Source organism: Exiguobacterium sp. N5, assembly GCF_025842465.1.
GTDB lineage: Bacteria > Bacillota > Bacilli > Exiguobacteriales > Exiguobacteriaceae > Exiguobacterium > Exiguobacterium profundum.
Genome location: NZ_JAPAEP010000008.1, coordinates 1 through 17,973 on the forward strand (window position 1 = coordinate 1; position 17,973 = coordinate 17,973).

Below are 17,973 nucleotides of genomic sequence, written 5' to 3' on the forward strand. Positions count from 1 at the left end.
AAATATCTTACCAAGTGGAGAACAAAAGGTCAACCACTTTTTAAAAATATTTTTTGTTTTCTTCGTCGCTTATCTCGGCGACGTCTATTAATATATCAGTAAAATAATAACCACGCAACCCTTTTTGTTAAAAAGATTAGAGAAATATATAAAAACTTCATTTGTTCAACCAAAACGATTTTTTTCTTTCATTATATAGGACTAAAAATAAAGAAGGCGCGCCATCGGCGTCGCCTTAAGAACGAAGAGACGATAACGAAACATTTCGCTTCTTTGCTTCTTTCAAATAGAAGAAGTAGAGAGCTTCCGCTTGCTTCACTTGAGCAGCTAGCTCTCCCGTGTCCTCTATGCTGACTTCAAGAATCCGACGTTTCGATTCAAACTTAACCTTAGCTTCTAGCAACTCAGTCAGTAGTCGTTGATCATAATCATCTCTTAACGACTTACGAAACCATTTCATAGCTCTCTTCTACCTTCCATCGCCCGAGATAATGTCACTTCATCCGCATACTCCAAATCTCCACCGACTGGTAAACCATGGGCAAGACGCGTCACGCGAATTCCCGTCGGTTTGAGTAGTCTCGATAAATACATCGAAGTCGCTTCCCCTTCAATGTTCGGGTTGGTCGCTAAAATCACTTCTTGAATCGACTCGTTCTCTTGTAAACGTGTCAGCAAACTTGAAACATTAATATCCTCTGGACCAATCCCTTCCATTGGACTAATGGCTCCATGAAGAACATGATACTTCCCTCTGTATTCCCGCATCTTCTCCATAGCAATCACGTCTCTTGAGTCTTGAACCACACAAACCACCGTTTCATCCCGATGTGAGTCTTTGCAGATTGCACACGGATCAATATCTGTGATGTGGCCACACACGGTACAATACTTTATGTCACGCTTCGCACTCACGAGAGATTTCGCGAACGTCAACACATCGTCTTCTTCCATATCTAATACATGGAATGCTAAACGTACCGCAGTTTTCGGTCCAATCCCAGGTAACTTCGTAAAACTCTCAATCAATCGTCCAATGGCTTCAGGGTATTGCAACTCGCATCGATCCTTTCTTCACTTAAAAGCCTGGGAGGTTCATCCCTTGTGTGAAACGTCCCATCTTATCATTCACAAGCTGATCCGCTTGTTTCATTGCATCATTGATTGCTGCTAAGACGAGATCTTGTAACATATCCACATCGTCCGGATCGACAACGTCTTCAGCAATAATGACGTCTAAAACTTCTTTATGACCGCTGACGACAACTTTCACCATGCCGCCTCCCGCTGTTCCTTCAACCGATAACTCTTTTAATTCCTCTTGAGCTTTCGCCATATCTTTTTGCATCTTTTGCATCTGTTTCATCATGTTGTTCATGTTTCCCATTCCACGCATTCAGAGCGCCTCCCTTATGTTTCTTCGATTTCAACGACATCGCCAAAACGTTCCATCGCCTGCGCAACTAGCGGATCCTCGGTTTCCGGCTCTTCGACTTGTTCCGTTCGTTCTGCTTGTTTTTGAAGGATGAACTCATTTTTTAGTTCATTCCAATCCGTCTCAAGCACCGCCATGATTTCGCGACGAATCCCCGTCACTTCGAATAACGCCTGTTCAATCACATCGCGCGTACGACCATTTGAACTCACTTGTTCATAGTGCCATGTCATTCCATCTTTAAATTGTACCAGTAAGGTGTCACTTGCACAAAGGACAGCTTCACTTTCATAGAAGAGAGCGAAAATCGGACCATCTTGTATCCGAATATTCGTCATGATATCTCCCCAGCTGTCGCGAATCGCATTCAAATGCTGCCGTTCGGCCCGTTGCAAGAGTTGGCGAATCCGTTCTTTAGGCACCCGGATTTGTGTCCGTTTCGGAGCAGGCTTCGGCTTTTCTGCTTCTCCACCTGTCACGACAACACCATTCTTCTTCACTTCATTTAATTCACGGCTCAGTTCACGCACTTGATCTTGTAGTTGTGTCATTTGCTCACTAATTGTACGGCCTTGTTCCGCGATCCGGATGAATGTTAACTCCACCAACACTTTCGGATGGTTAGATAACCTCATCTGCTGTTGGCAATCATTGAGCTCTTCAATCACTTGGAACAATTCATCCGTTGAAGTCGCTTCGACGAACTGACGAAACTCGTCAGTCGGACGAGCACGTTCCAATAAGTCAGCTGCTTGTGGAGATGCTTTCAAGAGTAACGCATCCCGATGAACGAACACTAAATCTTCGATGAAACGTTTCAAGTCCTTCCCTTCACGTAACATCAATTCAAGCGTACTCAAAATGGCATTTAACTCTTTTCGCTGGAGACCATACGCCATGTCGAGCAACGTTTCATCCGTCACGGCACCCGTGACTTCTAACACCGCTTCTTCCGTCAACCGCCCATCACTGAATGCGAGCGCCTGATCAAGTAAGCTAAGGGCATCTCGCATCCCGCCATCGGCAGCACGTGCGATGAGTTTCAACGCTTCCGGATCGTAGTCATGGTCTTGGTCGTTCAAAATATAGGCCATCCGCGTTTGCAATTGACTCACTTCATGTCGTTTGACATCGAATCGCTGACAGCGGGAAATGATCGTGGCCGGAATTTTATGTGGTTCTGTTGTAGCCAAGATGAATATCGCATGTGCCGGTGGTTCCTCAAGCGTCTTTAACAACGCGTTGAATGCACCGGTCGATAACATATGCACTTCATCAATGATGTATACTTTGTAACGCCCTTGGGACGGCGGATATTTGACTTTGTCTCGAATCTCCCGAATTTCGTCAACTCCGTTGTTCGATGCGGCATCAATTTCAAACACGTCGGGACTTGTCCCTTCCGTGATGGCGATACACGTCGGACAGGTGTTACATGGTTCACGTGTCGGCGCACTTTCACAGTTGATTGCCTTGGCGATGATTTTCGCCAAACTCGTCTTCCCCGTTCCACGTGGGCCGGAAAATAGGTACGCATGTGACATCCGCTCCTCTAACAGAGCATTTTGAATCGTACGTGTGATATGGACTTGACCGACGACCTCTTGAAACGATTGAGGTCTATATACACGATATAACGCTTGATACGCCATGAGTTCGCCTCCTTCCCTACTGTTCTTCTCTATCTCATCATACAAAAAAATCTACAGCCCGGGGGCCATAGATTGAAGTTATAAAATAAATCTGCCGCGCACCGATTTCTGAAAGCACGTCAACATGCGTTACTCATGCAGTTTGCTCAGCCCAAGCACCCCTGCGGCACACGGTACGTCACCACTTAAGGCTGCTTCCTTCCGGACCTGACCTGGTTCATGGGTGACCGTTGCGCAGGACTCAGACGTCAACGCCACTTACATAAGGCAGACCACACCAGCGCACTCCCTCGAATCGGGATTCAGTCTCGCTACAGCGGATTGCGAGTGACAGGGCACCGCTACCTCCCCACCTAGCACGGCAAATGGGTAAATGAAATTAGGCACTATCTCGAGTGCTATTACATTATACTGTTTAATCGGTTGGGTTGCAACCTCTCTGATTGAGTCGGTCTTGTTTCTTCCTTTCCCGAAGCGCTCGGAAGAAATCTGTCAGGAGCTGTCCACATTCTTCTGCTAAAACATTTTCTGTCACTTCAGCTTGGTGATTGAATCGCTCATCCTGCACCAAGTTCATCAATGTCCCGCAACATCCACCTTTCGGGTCGTGGGCACCGAAAATGACACGTTTCACGCGAGACAACACGATTGCGCCCGCACACATCGGACACGGTTCAAGGGTAACGTATAGTTCGCAGTCTTCTAATCGCCAATTCCCTAACATTTCATTAGCCGTTTCAATCGCAATCATTTCGGCGTGTGCTGCCGCCAGACGATCTGTCTCACGACGATTGTGCCCAGTTGCAATCACCTGGTCTCCCTTTACGATTACACAACCAATCGGCACCTCGCCAATGGCTTCTGCTTTCTTCGCTTCTTCGATGGCCAACTGCATAAATCGCTCATCACGTTCCATCGATTCACCTCATTTCTTATTTAAAACTATGAAAAAAAATGAAAATCAAATCCCTCGCCATATCGCTCGTATTGTGTGCTAGAATGGAACTTGCACTTTGGATAATGGAGGATGACATCATATGTTTATAACGGTAGAAGGACCGATTGGTGTCGGGAAAACATCACTGGCCCATATCATCAGTCAGCATTTCTCGATGCAGATGCTGAATGAAATTGTAGAAGAGAACCCATTTCTCGGCAAGTTTTATGAAGATATCGAAGAATGGAGTTTCCAAACGGAAATGTTCTTCTTGTGCAATCGATTCAAGCAGTTGGATGATATTCACAAACACCACTTGAGTCAGCAACAATCCGTCGTTTCGGACTATCATATTTTCAAAAACTTGATTTTTGCTCACCGTTCGCTGAAACCGGCACATTTGAACAAGTACGAGCAGATTTATAAGATTTTGACACATGATATGCCGAAACCTGATGTCGTCATTTACTTACATGCCAGCATTGAGACATTAATGAAACGAGTCGCCTTGCGTGGACGTGAAGTGGAAGAAAATATGTCTCGTGATTACCTCGAACAACTTGCTCACGACTATGAGACGTTTGTTGAATCGTATCGCGCGGCCCATCCAGAAGTGAAGATTCTCTCGTTCAGTGGGGATGAACTCGACTTTGTACACAATCCGGACGACTTGACTCATGTCCTAAAAACGATTGAGCGTGAATTAGAATTAACTAAAGGAGCCCAAATAAAATGAAGCTGATTGATAAATATAACATCCCGAACGATACAATCATTACAATCGGGGGAATGGTCGGGATCGGGAAATCAACGATCACCAATTCGTTAGCCGATGCATTGAATTTCCGAACGTCTCTCGAAAAAGTAGATACCAACCCTTACCTCGATAAATTCTATCATGATTTCGAACGTTGGAGCTTCCATCTTCAAATTTACTTCTTGGCAGAACGTTTTAAAGAACAGAAGAAAATCTTCCAATACGGTGGCGGCTTCATCCAAGATCGTTCAATCTATGAAGATACAGGCATCTTCGCCAAGATGCACTATGAAAAAGGGACGATGTCACCAACAGACTACGAAACGTATTCTAGTTTGTTCGAGGCAATGGTGTTGACACCGTTCTTCCCGCACCCGGATCTATTAATCTATCTTGAAGGTTCGTTCGAACAAGTACTCGAACGCATTCAGATGCGCGGTCGCGAGATGGAACAGCAAACACCAATCGCTTATTGGGAAGAGATGTACACCCGCTACACAGAATGGATCAACAACTTCAACCTGTGCCCGGTATTGCGTCTCTCGATCGAAGAGTATGACCTCATCAACGACCCAGATTCAGTCGAACTCATTCTTGAGAAAATTGAAAAGCAACTCACGATTGCACGCGAAGCAAAAGTGAGATAATCAATAGAAGGATTGCGCCAACGAAAGCGTAATCCTTCTTTTTGTGCATAAAAAAATCCACAGCGCTTATGTCTGTGGATACAAAAAATGCATCTGCCTCTGCAGATGCCCGATTGAAAGCGGAGTTGGTGGGATTCGAACCCACGCGAGCCTTGCGACTCCTAACGGATTTCGAGTCCGTCCCCTTCAGCCGGACTTGGGTACAACTCCAGGCCTAAAAAAGTGTAAAAAAAAGAAAGTGGAGGAGGTGGTGGGATTCGAACCCACGCAGGCTATTACACCCCTGACGGTTTTCAAGACCGTTCCCTTAAACCACTTGGGTACACCTCCAAAAGATATAAAGTTGTGTGAGCCTCCAAAAAAGAAATGGAGGAGGTGGTGGGATTCGAACCCACGCAGGCTGTTACACCCCTGACGGTTTTCAAGACCGTTCCCTTAAACCACTTGGGTACACCTCCAAAGCTCATATGCAATTCGTGAGCAACAGTGTCGCTCGACATGATTTATAGTACCAACTGAAGAGACAGATGTCAAACCCTTTTGTGAAAAAACATTAAAAAAATTGAGCAGCCTCAAAATCGAGGCTGCTCAAGCGTTTAGTTCGGCATTTCAATCTTTTCTTTTCCACCCATGTAAGGACGAAGAACTTCTGGAATCACGACCGATCCATCCGCTTGTTGATAATTTTCAAGAATCGCTGCGACCGTTCGTCCGACCGCCAAACCTGAACCGTTCAACGTATGCACAAACTCAGGTTTCGCATTGGCGTCACGACGGAAACGAATTCCCGCACGACGCGCTTGGAAATCTTCAAAGTTTGAGCAAGACGAGATTTCACGATAGACCCCTTGTGCCGGCATCCATACTTCAATATCGTATTTTTTCGCGGCAGTGAATCCGAGATCTGCCGTACACATGCTGAGCACTTGATAAGGAAGGCCTAGACGTTTTAAGACTTCTTCAGCATGACCTGTCAACAGTTCCAATTGCTCATAAGACTCTTCCGGTTTTACGAAGCGGACGAGCTCGACTTTATTGAATTGGTGCTGACGGATCAACCCACGCGTGTCACGTCCCGCTGACCCAGCTTCAGAACGGAAGTTTGCACTATATGCAGTATACGCGATTGGAAGTTGTGTTTCCGGAAGAATTTCTTCACGGTGCATGTTCGTGACCGGTACTTCAGCAGTCGGAACGAGGAAGTAGTTCGTATCCGCTACTTTAAATGCATCCTCTTCAAATTTAGGAAGCTGACCCGTTCCTGTCATCGAATCTCGATTGACCATGTAAGGAGGTAACACTTCAGCGTACCCATGCTCATCTGAATGAAGGTCCATCATAAAGTTGATGAGGGCACGTTCTAAGCGAGCGCCTAATCCTTTATAGAAGACGAAGCGGCTACCTGTTACTTTTCCAGCGCGCTCGACATCGACGATTTGAAGGTCTTCCATCACGTCCCAATGTTGCTTAGGCTCGAAATCAAACTCAGGCTTTGTCCCGATTTCGCGAATCGTCACGTTGTCGTCTTCCGTTTCGCCGATTGGTGTTGATTCGTGCGGGATATTTGGGATGCTGAGTAAAATCAAGTTGAGTTCTGCTTCAACTTCGCGTAACTCTTCGTCCAACAGTTTGATTTCATCGCCGAGGCGACGTGTCTCTAAAATCGGACCTTCGGCATCTTCTTTGTTCCGCTTCAATTCAGCGATTTGTTTTGTCGCTTCGTTGCGCTTCGCTTTCTTCACTTCGACTTCGTTGATCAAGTCACGACGTTTCTCCTCTAGTTGTGGGAAGCGGTCAAGTGCACTCAAGTCTTCCCCCCGGTGAGCTAACTTTTCTTTAATCCCTTCAAAATCCTGTCGCAAACGTTTAATGTCTAACATTGCTATTCCTCCTTTTTCATATAAAAAAGGTGGCACGTCCCTTTCCCGTAGGAAAGGGACGAACCACCTTGGATCCGCGTTGCCACCCTCGTTGCCCAAATGTTTGAGCCACTCGATGCACGTAACGTGTGCGAACGTGACTTGTTTCCAAGTCAATGCTCCGAGGCCGATTCGGTCACGTCATCTCACTAGTTTGCACCAACCACTAGCTCTCTGTCAGTAGACGTACGTAACGTACTTATTCTCATCATCGCATCTGTCATTGAATTAATCTTACTTTACAACATCTCAACTTGTTCGACAAGACTGATTTTTCCAAGTGCGAGGCGGATTTGATCGAGGAAATCCAAAAAAGCTCGCGTTATTCTCGTCAAGAACGAGGCGGTATCGACCGACTCCGCTGTAACAAGTGCCATCTTAGGAGGAGCCTCTCCCTCTAAATAGCGTACGTTCTCCGAAGAATCGATGGTGACCATGCCTGCCTGTGTGTCAGCCTTAATCGGAGCCTCTAAATCAAGCAGATCATATTCGGGCTCCGGTACGGGTTTTCCTTTTTCGACTAATACTTCAAAGTCGTTCGTCGTTCGGACCGCGACTTGCTCTTCCTCGCCTTGAGAGACCGTTGCCATCTTGGAGATTGTCTCCCCCATCCGCAAGATTGGGGTCATCACGAAATCCGCATAAGCATAATCATGTAGCGCTTTCGTTGCTGCATAACGTCCCTCGTCCGATGTTGCACCGAGGACGACCGACAAAACGGTACGCCCATCCCGTGTGGATACGCCGATGAAACAATATCCCGCCTCATTCGTCGTGCCTGTCTTGAAGCCGAGCATTCCCGGATAAGCGAGGTCACGATTAGCGAGCATGCGATTCGTCGCATCAAATCGAACACCGTCGACGTCCACGTATGCCCGCTTCGTCACGTCGAGCACTTCCGGATACGTCGTCAAATACACGATCGCGAGCTTCATCAAGTCCTTAGCAGACGTCAAGTTGTCTCCCGGTAGGCCAGCGGATTCAGAATCGAGTCCTGAGGCGTTCGCGAACGTCGTTTGCGTCATCCCTAATTCATCAGCCCGGCGATTCATCTCTTTGACGAATGCCTCTTCCGAACCGGATACGGCCTCCCCGAGCGTTACGGCCGCTTCATTCGCTGAACGAATCAACGCGGCATCGTATAATTCTTTGACGGTATATGGTTTATTTAACAGCGGGATTCGTGCCAACCCCGGCTTTCTCGTCAACGCCAAAGCAGCATCGCTCGGTGTGATTTCTTGTGTCCAACTGAGTTTCCCTGCCTGAATCGCCTCACGCGTCAAAAATGCAGTCATCAGCTTCGTGATTGAAGCCGGCTGAAGCATCGAATCTTCTTGTTTGGCAAATAGAACTTGTCCTGTCGTCACGTCTACAAGCATCGCGCTTGCTGCATCCACTTTCGGAGCGGCCGCAGAGGCAGCCGATGGCAACATGGTCTGTATGACGAATACGACAGTGAGCAATATGATGAAATAACGGGCCTTCACATCGTTTCCCCTTTCTGTACGCTTCTTTGTTCAGTGTAACAAAAAATAAGTTTGAAGGACCCCCTTTTTGCGAGGTCCCTCAAACTTATACATGTTGACTCTGATTCGCTTTGACCATCTCGATAAAATAGCGATGTAACGAGAGGTCATCCGTCAATTCGGGATGGAACGAGCAAGCCAGATACTGATTGTAACGGACCGCCACAATCGCTTCCTCCACTTCAGCGAGCACATCTACTTCCGGTTCGACACGTGCCACTTGTGGGGCACGAATAAAGACCGCTTCGACTGGCTCATCGATTCCTTTCACTGGAAGGTCGACTTCAAAACTGTCGACCTGACGTCCGAACGCATTGCGTTTCACTGTCATCGGGATTTTCTTCAAGTGGGCGTCATACCCTTCGACTTCGTTCGCGAGAAGAATCATGCCGGCACATGTGCCGAACATTGGTAACGTTTCCGTCTCTCGAAGTGGTTCAAGTAATCCATAACGATCGAGTAGTCGACGCATTGCCGTGCTCTCTCCACCTGGTAACACGAGTCCGTCAATTGACTCCAAGTCTTCTACCGAGCGAACGACAACGGTTCGAGCACCGAGCGCTTCCAGCATGCGAACATGCTCACGAATCGCACCTTGCATTCCTAATACGCCAATCGTTACCATCTTACCAGCCTCGTGGTGCCATGAGTTCTTCTTCTTTGAGTGTGCGGACGTCGAGTCCTTTCATCGCCTCACCCAATCCTTTTGACAAGTGTGCGATTCGCTCATAGTCATCGTGATACGTTGTTGCTTCTACAATGGCACGTGCAAATTTTTCTGGGTTCTCCGCTTTGAAAATACCAGATCCGACAAAGACTCCATCTGCCCCGAGGTGCATCATCAAGGCAGCATCCGCTGGTGTCGCGATTCCACCTGCTGCGAAGTTTACGACCGGCAGACGGCCCGCTTCACGGATTTGCATCAATACTTCAAACGGTGCACCGAGGTCGCGCGCCTCTGTCATGACCTCATCTACGCTCATCGACAAGAGACGTTTCACTTGAGCTTGGACTGTACGCATATGACGAACCGCTTCGACGATGTTCCCTGTTCCCGGCTCCCCTTTTGTACGAATCATCGCTGCCCCTTCACCGATACGGCGGGCTGCTTCACCGAGGTCACGTGCTCCACATACGAACGGCGCCGTATAGTCGCGCTTGTACAAGTGGAACTCTTCGTCGGCTGGTGTCAACACTTCACTCTCGTCAATGAAGTCGACCCCCATCGACTCGAGGACACGTGCTTCAGCGATATGCCCGATCCGGCATTTTGCCATAACCGGCACAGATACTGCCCCCATGACGTCTTCGATGATTGTCGGGTCAGCCATACGGGCAACGCCACCCATTTTACGGATATCTGATGGTACACGTTCGAGCGCCATGACAGCCACAGCACCGGCAGCTTCAGCGATTTTCGCCTGTTCAGCGTTGATGACGTCCATGATGACGCCGCCTTTTTGCATTTCAGCCATCCCACGTTTTACTTTATCTGTCCCTACTTGTCTCTTTTCCATTGAAATCCCTCCATTGATTCGTGTTCTACTTGCTAGTATAAGTTGAATTGACTATATTAAAAGTGCCAGTTTCTCATTATTTAAAGTGGTCAGTTTTAAATAAAGGACTCTATTTCATCTATCACGAACCTGTTGAAGTATAAAGGAGGAGTACGTATGTTAAACCGCGATTCGTTTGATGGGGGTCATCGTGCCTCATTCGGGACACCCGGGATTGTCTCTTTCATCATTATTCTTGGGTTTATGCTCTACTTCTTTTTTGGTTCGTAAAGAAAGGAACGTCACACCATGGATATGCTTACCTTATCGCTTGATCAAGAATCGTCCATCCCGCTTTACGAGCAATTGTATAAACACATTCGGGATGCCATCCTCGACGATACGTTAAAGACAGGAACCAAATTACCTTCAAAGCGTAAGCTCTCTCAATTTTTAGATGTCTCGCAGACCACGGTCGAGTTCGCGTATGCCCAGTTACTCGCCGAAGGATACATCGAGTCCATTCCTCGAAAAGGATTTTATGTGTTACCTCAAGAGGAACTGTACGTCCGGCGCTCGAGTAGTACCATCACACCAGCCCCTCAGCGAAAGACATATGATTATGATGTTTCCCCGAGTCAAATCGACACGACTGCCTTCCCGTTTGAACGATGGAAGCGACACATCAAACATGTCGTCGATGACGTGAATCATGAATTACTTGCGTTAGGTTCTGTTCAAGGAGATCTAGAATTACGCCAAGAAATCGCCACATATCTTTATCACTCCCGTGGCGTACAGTGCTCACCAGAACAGATCATCGTCGGGTCCGGTACGGAACAGCTGTTGCCACAACTCTTGAATCTATTACCGGACTCGTCTATCTTCGGGATCGAAGACCCTGGTTATCCGCTCACGCGATTGTTGTTCGAACAACAAGGACGCACGTCGATTCCTATTCCCGTAGACGATAGTGGTGTTTGTGTGAATGAGCTCGAGCGTCATGCAATCGATGCACTATATGTCACACCTGCTCATCAATTTCCGACAGGGACCGTCCTGTCTGTCAGTCGAAGGCAACGTTTGTTAAATTGGGCACTCGTCCATCAGACGTATATCATCGAAGACGATTACGACAGCGAGTTTCGCTATAGCGGCAAGCCGATTCCGTCACTGCAGAGCATGGACCCGAACGAACGGGTTATCTATATCAGTACGTTTTCAAAATCTCTCATGCCATCCTTACGCATCGGCTATATGGTCTTACCGACACCCTTGTTAAACCGTTACCGGGAACGACACCAGTATTTCACCTGTAGCGTTCCCCGGTTCGAACAACAGACGTTGGCCTTATTCATGTCGAGCGGTGACTTTGAGAAGCATTTGAACCGGATGCGAAAAATATACCGTCGTAAGTTAGAAAGTGTCCTCTCCGCCTTCCGACCATTCGAACCGACCGTCACCGTGACCGGAGCAAGTGCCGGATTGCACGTCGTGTTGACCATCGCGACCGAGCGAACAGAGCAAGAATTGAAGCGGTCCGCCGAATCCGCCGGAATCGCCATTAAATCCATGAACGACTATCGTATCGTGCATCCGGACTCCCACAAGCAATTTCTGTTCGGGTTTGCGCATTTGTCTGAGTCGACTTTACCTGACGTGATCGTTCAGTTGATGCTTGCGTGGGAAGTTTCAAAAGGAGGGAAGTCATGAATCGACGTATCCGGTGGCTCATCGGACTTTTACTCATTGGGAGCGGCATCCTCTTTTTGACGAGTCCAATTTGGGAAAATGCCATTGTTAGTTCGACGAGTGAATACGTGGTGGAACAGATGGAATTTCAAGAAGAGAGCGAATTTGATCCAAGTTATAATTTTAAAGCCGTCAGTCCGCTCTCTGTATCGGACGTCCTACAAGCGCGCAATCGGTTTCATAATTTGCCGACAATCGGCGTGATTTCAATTCCCGATGTCTCACTGAAACTTCCCATCATGAAAGGCTTGGACAATGAAAGTCTCGCGGTAGGCACCGGAACGATGCATCCTGAACAAGAGATGGGCAAAGGGAACTACGCGCTCGCCGGCCACTACCTACAACGAGCAACTGCCCTATTCGGACCGCTCCATGAAATCGAGGTCGGTGCCACGATCTACCTTCAAGATGAAACGCAAACGTACGAGTATGTAGTCACTTCGCTTGAAACCGTCTCTCCTGAACGCGTCGATGTATTAGATGTCACCTCAACCCCAACCATCACGTTAATCACGTGTACGTTCGATACGACAGAGCGCCTGATTGTAAAAGGGAAGCTTGTCGCCTCATCCTCTTGACCGCTTCTCCTTTCAGAATAGGAGAGGCGGTTTATTATTTTTTCAAAAACATATTGTTAGCGCTTTCAAGTTCCGATAAACTATTCTTGAAAACGTTTGCATAAAAGTGTGCAAATCCATTTGACAGGAAGAGGTGCCTCATGAAAAAAACAACCGCTCGTCAGGCTTCAACGCTGATCCTTTCCGGAGCATTACTCATTCAAGCCGGTGTCCCGATGAACGCATTGGCCGAACCGACCATGATGACGATGGATGGATTGAAAACAGACTGGAGCTCGATCCCAGCCCTTGCGACTTCCCCGGCTACGGGTTGGCAAGGATTTGATGTCGGTGATTTATACATACAAAACGATGCTCAACATCTTTATTTTTATGTAGATGCGAACAATGTCCCGAATTGGGGCGACAACGGACAATACATTAACATCGCCCTTCAAATTAACGATGAAGATTCTGGCGTCTCTGAAAATCCACTCGGATACCCATTCGACTTTACAGGCGTCGACAAGGCACCTCAATATCATGTTCTCGTTCGTGTCGATGGCGATCAAAAAGTCAAAGAGGCCGCCCTTTATAAGGCCGGACAGGATACCCCACTCTTACAATTGAACCAATTGAACGGTGCGGCTTTCGCAGTGGACCGGACGAAAGGATTCGAAGGAAAGATTCCATTATCCTTACTCGGGCTAAACAATGGAGACCAAGTTCGTGCCTTGACTGTATTGAGCGGCAATAATGCAGGAGAGCATGGTGCGTTCGATACGATTCCAAGTAACGCGGCCAACCAACTGGCGAACAGCTGGAACGTCGCTGCTACTCCGTCGACGCAATCCGTATATAGTGCCCCGTTCACGTTAAATGGGGTGGAGACGATTGATCAGCTTGAGGTCGTTTCGGTGACCCCGGCTTCATCCTCGATCGACGTGGATGTGTCTACCCCAATCACATGGACGTTCAACGAACCTGTCCGTCTCGATACTGAAGCAGTCACGCTTCAACAAGGAGAGACAAAAATCCCGGTCGACGTGACAACGAACGGTTCGACCGTGACACTTCAGCCGAAAGAGGCACTCGCACTCGACACGTCATATACGGCGACCATCCCAGCGGATGCGGTGACAGGGACGATTTCCAACACGTCACTCCCTGCCTTGACGACTTCGTTCAAAACGGCAACCAAGCTCGCCGATCCATGGGAAACGACTCGTTATATCGAGATGAAGTATGTCCGCGCGGATGGAGATTATACGGATTGGAACTTGTGGACGTGGAGCACCGGTAAAAAAGACGGCCAAGTTGACCCGTATCGCATCACGGAGGACGGAGCCATCTTCCGAATCCCCGTTGGCCAAGACGCCACCAAAGTCGGATTTGTGATCCGAAAAGGAACGGATTGGGCTGTGAAGGACGCATACGGAGAAGACAGATACGTCACGCTCGGAGAAGACCGTGTCACGAAGGTCCTCGTCGAAAGCGGCAAAGGTGTGTTCCATCAAGTTCCGACAGTCAACGGACCAGTGTACGGTACAGACGGGATCAGTTTCTTCTACCGCGATGTAGCACTCTATGAATCCGGAAAAATGAATGAAATCGAACAGGTCGCACTCAAAATCAATGATGAAACTTATCCGATGACGTATGAGCCTGAAAACGAATGGTTCCGCCACACAGTGCGTTTGCCTGAAGGCGTTCATGATTACACGTACCTCGTCACAAAAGACGGGGTGACGACTGAAGTGAAGGATCCGTACTTTGAGGCTTCTCAAATCGAGTATCGCCAACCGACCGTCAAACTCACTTCTTCAGTCAGTCCAAAAGCGATTAGCTCCAGAGAAAATGCCGTCCTACGGGTAAAACCAACCTTACCGAAGGGAGTGACGCTTCGTGAACTCTATATCGATGCACGACCTCTCGGAGGACCCGCTAAGTTGCACATCGACCGTGCATTGAATGCTCAAACCATTGCGGTGAAAGATACGATCAAACCAGGAAACAAGACGCTCTCTGTCACAGCCGTCGACCAGTATGGAAATGTCCATCGCTCGAAGACCACCATCCGTGTCGTTCCGAAATCGATGAAAGAGAAACAAGCATTTGATTGGGATGAGGCACGAATCTACTTCATGCTAACCGACCGCTTCTATAACGGGGACGTGTCCAATGATAATCCGAACCGTGAGTACTATGATAAAGACCATCTGGAATCGTACCATGGTGGAGACTTTGCGGGTGTCACAAAAAAACTCGATTATTTAGATGACTTAGGCATCAATACAATCTGGATTACACCGATTGTGGATAACATCGATTGGGATTTGCGTTATGGGAAAGATGGGTCTCAATATGGCTATCACGGATATTGGGCGAAAAACTTTGAAAAACTTGATGAACACCTTGGAGATATGGCCGCATTCCATAAATTGATTGACGAGGCGCATAAGCGTGGCATCAAAATTATGGTCGATGTCGTCTTGAACCATCCAGGCTACGGCATGGAACCAGGTGCAAGTTCAGCCGTCACGAATTTCCCGACGGATGCAGAACGACAAGTATTCGATGGCATGATTCGCGAGAATCCGGTCGATGGGGACGACCTCAGAATGTCCTTATCTGGTCTTCCTGATTTCAAGACCGAGGAAGCGGCCGTGCGGGAGCAATTGGTCAAATGGCAGACGGATTGGATCAAACGTTCGAAAACGAAAAAAGGAAATACGATCGACTATTTCCGTGTCGATACGGTCAAACATGTAGATTCAACGACGTGGAAATCATTCAAAAATGAGCTGACAACAATCAAGCCAGATTTCAAACTCATCGGCGAACACTATGGAGCCAGCATCAACAATACAGGCGGTTATCTGCGGAGTGGACAAATGGATTCCTTGCTCGACTTCGATTTTAAATACCAGGCCGAGCGATTCGTAAACGGCAACATTGAAGATGTAGAAAAATCGCTCCAATATCGGAATAACCAATTATCGAATGAAGCAACGCTTGGACAATTCTTAAGTAGCCACGACGAAGATGGATTCCTCGTCTCGCGCGCAGATGGAGACACAGGTAAGCAAATGGTCGCTGCCGCCCTTCAGATTACGGCCAAAGGTCAACCGGTCATCTATTACGGAGAAGAAGTCGGGCAATCTGGGAAACATGCAGGGGATATGGATAAAGGTGAGTTCAATGAGAACCGCTATGACTTTGACTGGTCACGTGTCAAAGGAGAAGGGAAAGCGATGCATACGCATTACCAAAAACTATTGAATATCCGTGCAGACTATTCTCACGTATTCAGTAAAGGAACACGATCATCCGTCTCTGTGAATGCCAATTCTGGTTACTCGATTTTTGAGCGGGCCTACGGCAAACAGTCCGTTCTCGTCGGATTGAACACGAAAGAGAAAGCACAAACCGTTTCATTTAAGACGTCGTATAAGGCGAAGACTATTTTGATTGACCGCTATAGCGGCAAATCATACACTGTTCAAAAAGACGGGAAGGTGACCGTCTCACTTCCTGCTCAAGATCAGGGAGGTACCGTCATTTTAGTCGAGAAACGCAAATAAAGAACCGCCATCCTGAGTGAACAGGATGGCGGCTTTTTCATTAACGTGAATAGTTTGGTGCTTCTTTTGTAATGTTGACATCGTGTGGGTGGCTCTCTTGGAGTCCAGCACCTGTCATACGAATGAACTGTGTATCTTCACGAAGGGCACGAATGTCGGCAGCGCCGCAATACCCCATACCTGAACGAAGACCACCGATCAATTGATAGACCGTGTCAGCCAGTTCACCGCGATACGCGACGCGACCTTCGATACCTTCAGGAACGAATTTTTTGTCTGCTTCTTGGAAGTAACGATCTTGGCTTCCGCGTTTCATCGATGCTTCTGATCCCATACCACGGTATGTCTTGAATTGACGACCTTGATAGATTTCCATTTCACCTGGGCTCTCTTTCACACCCGCAAGCAAGCTTCCGAGCATGACTGCATTGGCTCCAGCGGCGATGGCTTTGACGATATCACCAGAGTACTTAATTCCACCGTCAGCGATGACTGAGACACCGTGCTCTTTCGCTTCCATCACGCAATCATAGACTGCTGTGATTTGCGGAACACCGACACCTGCGACGACACGTGTCGTACAGATCGAGCCTGGTCCAATCCCAACTTTAATGACGGATGCTCCTGCTTCAATCAATGCACGCGTCGCTTCTGCTGTTGCCACGTTCCCTGCGATGATTGGAAGGGATGGGAACATATCACGTAACTCACGAACCTTTTCAAGTACGCCAGCTGAGTGACCGTGTGCCGTATCGATAACCAATGCATCCACACCTGCTTCAACCAACACTTGAGCACGTGAAGCCGCGTCTTTCGTCACACCGACTGCAGCTGCGACAAGAAGACGACCTTGCTTATCTTTTGCTGCGTTCGGGAACTGTTCGACCTTTTCGATATCTTTCGTCGTAATGAGACCTTTTAATACACCGTTCTCATCGACAAGTGGAAGTTTCTCGATGCGATGTTGATGAAGGATACGCTCGGCTTCTTCAAGCGATGTACCCACTTTTGCTGTGATGAGGTTCTCTGTCGTCATGACATCTTTGATTACCGTCGAATAGTCTTTGATGAAGCGAAGATCACGATTCGTTAAAATACCAATCAATTGACGTTCATCTTCTGAGTTGACGATTGGGACGCCCGAAATACGATACTTACTCATCAAGTATTCTGCATCGTACACTTGACGGTCTGGAGTTAAATAGAACGGGTTTGTGATGACACCATTTTCTGAGCGCTTTACGCGATCGACGTGCTCAGCCTGCATTTCCATCGACATATTCTTGTGAATGACACCTAAACCACCTTGACGGGCCATAGCAATCGCCATTGGGGCTTCAGTAACGGTATCCATACCGGCACTGATGATCGGAATATTTAATTCGAGTCCTTCACAGAGCTTCGTGCTTAAATCAACGTCACGTGGTAAAACATTTGAAAACCGTGGTACGAGTAATACATCATCAAATGTTAAACCTTCTTTTGCAAACTTATTTTCCCACATAAAAATTGATGGCCCCTTTCTCGTTCTACCTACATCTTTGTTTCGAAATATTTCTGTAATGGTAACAGGTATAACGTAAAAGTGCAATTCAATTCCCGATGTTCAGAAAGTTCAGAATTGTGTTCATTAACTTAAATAACATTAAAATTGTTCGGAATTTCATCGTGTGAACGAGCAGAATATGAAGTTCGATTTCATTATGAACGT

The 17,973-nt window shown here is 47.5% G+C and carries 15 protein-coding genes, 3 tRNA genes, 1 other RNA gene and 1 other annotated feature; of the genes, 5 read left to right on the top strand and 14 right to left on the bottom strand.

What is annotated here, in order from left to right; all coding sequences use genetic code 11:
- Window positions 1–235 precede the first annotated feature (235 nt).
- The 6 genes from OKS35_RS15160 to tadA form a co-directional block, all read right to left on the bottom strand.
- Window positions 236–460, bottom strand: a complete 225-nt coding sequence (locus tag OKS35_RS15160) for a YaaL family protein (protein ID WP_214785167.1) — start codon at window positions 458–460, stop codon at window positions 236–238.
- A complete protein-coding gene (recR, locus tag OKS35_RS15165) occupies window positions 457–1,056 on the bottom strand; it encodes a recombination mediator RecR (protein ID WP_012727753.1) in 600 nt (199 codons plus the stop codon). The genes OKS35_RS15160 and recR overlap by 4 nt, the downstream gene beginning before the upstream one ends.
- Before the next feature lie 22 nt (window positions 1,057–1,078).
- Window positions 1,079–1,396 (bottom strand): YbaB/EbfC family nucleoid-associated protein, encoded by a 318-nt coding sequence (locus tag OKS35_RS15170; protein ID WP_012727754.1) that lies wholly within the window; start codon window positions 1,394–1,396, stop codon window positions 1,079–1,081.
- A gap of 14 nt (window positions 1,397–1,410) precedes the next feature.
- Entirely contained in the window at window positions 1,411–3,087 is a 1,677-nt protein-coding gene (gene dnaX, locus OKS35_RS15175) for a DNA polymerase III subunit gamma/tau (RefSeq protein ID WP_031424060.1), read from the bottom strand.
- Window positions 3,088–3,181: 94 nt separating this feature from the next.
- An RNA gene (gene ffs, locus OKS35_RS15180) (signal recognition particle sRNA large type) lies at window positions 3,182–3,449 on the bottom strand.
- A gap of 53 nt (window positions 3,450–3,502) precedes the next feature.
- Entirely contained in the window at window positions 3,503–4,003 is a 501-nt protein-coding gene (tadA, locus tag OKS35_RS15185) for a tRNA adenosine(34) deaminase TadA (RefSeq protein WP_159563183.1), read from the bottom strand.
- Between the two features lie 121 nt (window positions 4,004–4,124).
- Between tadA and OKS35_RS15190 the strand changes: the two genes are divergently transcribed.
- Window positions 4,125–4,760, top strand: coding sequence for a deoxynucleoside kinase (locus OKS35_RS15190; RefSeq protein ID WP_012727757.1), 636 nt, complete (start codon window positions 4,125–4,127; stop codon window positions 4,758–4,760).
- Window positions 4,757–5,428, top strand: coding sequence for a deoxynucleoside kinase (locus tag OKS35_RS15195; RefSeq protein WP_074035276.1), 672 nt, complete (start codon window positions 4,757–4,759; stop codon window positions 5,426–5,428). The genes OKS35_RS15190 and OKS35_RS15195 overlap by 4 nt, the downstream gene beginning before the upstream one ends.
- A gap of 120 nt (window positions 5,429–5,548) precedes the next feature.
- On the opposite strand, the gene OKS35_RS15200 is transcribed toward OKS35_RS15195, so the two are convergent.
- From OKS35_RS15200 to pdxS, 7 genes are all read right to left on the bottom strand, one after another.
- Window positions 5,549–5,638 (bottom strand) — tRNA-Ser (locus tag OKS35_RS15200).
- Between the two features lie 29 nt (window positions 5,639–5,667).
- Window positions 5,668–5,758 (bottom strand) — tRNA-Ser (locus tag OKS35_RS15205).
- Between the two features lie 37 nt (window positions 5,759–5,795).
- Window positions 5,796–5,886 (bottom strand) — tRNA-Ser (locus OKS35_RS15210).
- A gap of 138 nt (window positions 5,887–6,024) precedes the next feature.
- Window positions 6,025–7,308 carry a serine--tRNA ligase gene (gene serS / locus OKS35_RS15215; protein ID WP_012727759.1) on the bottom strand — a complete coding sequence of 428 codons (1,284 nt, stop codon included), beginning with the start codon at window positions 7,306–7,308 and terminating at the stop codon, window positions 6,025–6,027.
- 51 nt (window positions 7,309–7,359) lie between these two features.
- Window positions 7,360–7,568: a binding site (T-box leader), on the bottom strand.
- Window positions 7,569–7,586: 18 nt separating this feature from the next.
- A complete protein-coding gene (locus OKS35_RS15220; protein WP_214785162.1) occupies window positions 7,587–8,834 on the bottom strand; it encodes a D-alanyl-D-alanine carboxypeptidase family protein in 1,248 nt (415 codons plus the stop codon).
- Between the two features lie 85 nt (window positions 8,835–8,919).
- Window positions 8,920–9,498 carry a pyridoxal 5'-phosphate synthase glutaminase subunit PdxT gene (pdxT, locus tag OKS35_RS15225; protein ID WP_074035275.1) on the bottom strand — a complete coding sequence of 193 codons (579 nt, stop codon included), beginning with the start codon at window positions 9,496–9,498 and terminating at the stop codon, window positions 8,920–8,922.
- A gap of 1 nt (window position 9,499) precedes the next feature.
- Window positions 9,500–10,390, bottom strand: coding sequence for a pyridoxal 5'-phosphate synthase lyase subunit PdxS (gene pdxS, locus OKS35_RS15230; protein ID WP_012727762.1), 891 nt, complete (start codon window positions 10,388–10,390; stop codon window positions 9,500–9,502).
- Window positions 10,391–10,678: 288 nt separating this feature from the next.
- Between pdxS and OKS35_RS15235 the strand changes: the two genes are divergently transcribed.
- The 3 genes from OKS35_RS15235 to OKS35_RS15245 all read left to right on the top strand — a co-directional run bounded on the left by OKS35_RS15235 (window position 10,679) and on the right by OKS35_RS15245 (window position 16,262).
- Window positions 10,679–12,082 (top strand): PLP-dependent aminotransferase family protein, encoded by a 1,404-nt coding sequence (locus OKS35_RS15235; protein ID WP_159563186.1) that lies wholly within the window; start codon window positions 10,679–10,681, stop codon window positions 12,080–12,082.
- Window positions 12,079–12,699, top strand: coding sequence for a class A sortase (locus tag OKS35_RS15240; RefSeq protein ID WP_196431818.1), 621 nt, complete (start codon window positions 12,079–12,081; stop codon window positions 12,697–12,699). The genes OKS35_RS15235 and OKS35_RS15240 overlap by 4 nt, the downstream gene beginning before the upstream one ends.
- A 140-nt stretch (window positions 12,700–12,839) precedes the next feature.
- The gene (locus OKS35_RS15245; protein ID WP_264093418.1) at window positions 12,840–16,262 is read left to right on the top strand and encodes an alpha-amylase family glycosyl hydrolase; all 3,423 of its coding nucleotides are present in this window, start codon (window positions 12,840–12,842) and stop codon (window positions 16,260–16,262) included.
- A gap of 40 nt (window positions 16,263–16,302) precedes the next feature.
- Here the strand turns inward: OKS35_RS15245 and guaB are convergent, their stop codons facing one another.
- Window positions 16,303–17,766, bottom strand: a complete 1,464-nt coding sequence (gene guaB / locus OKS35_RS15250; RefSeq protein WP_074035270.1) for an IMP dehydrogenase — start codon at window positions 17,764–17,766, stop codon at window positions 16,303–16,305.
- Window positions 17,767–17,973: the final 207 nt, after the last annotated feature.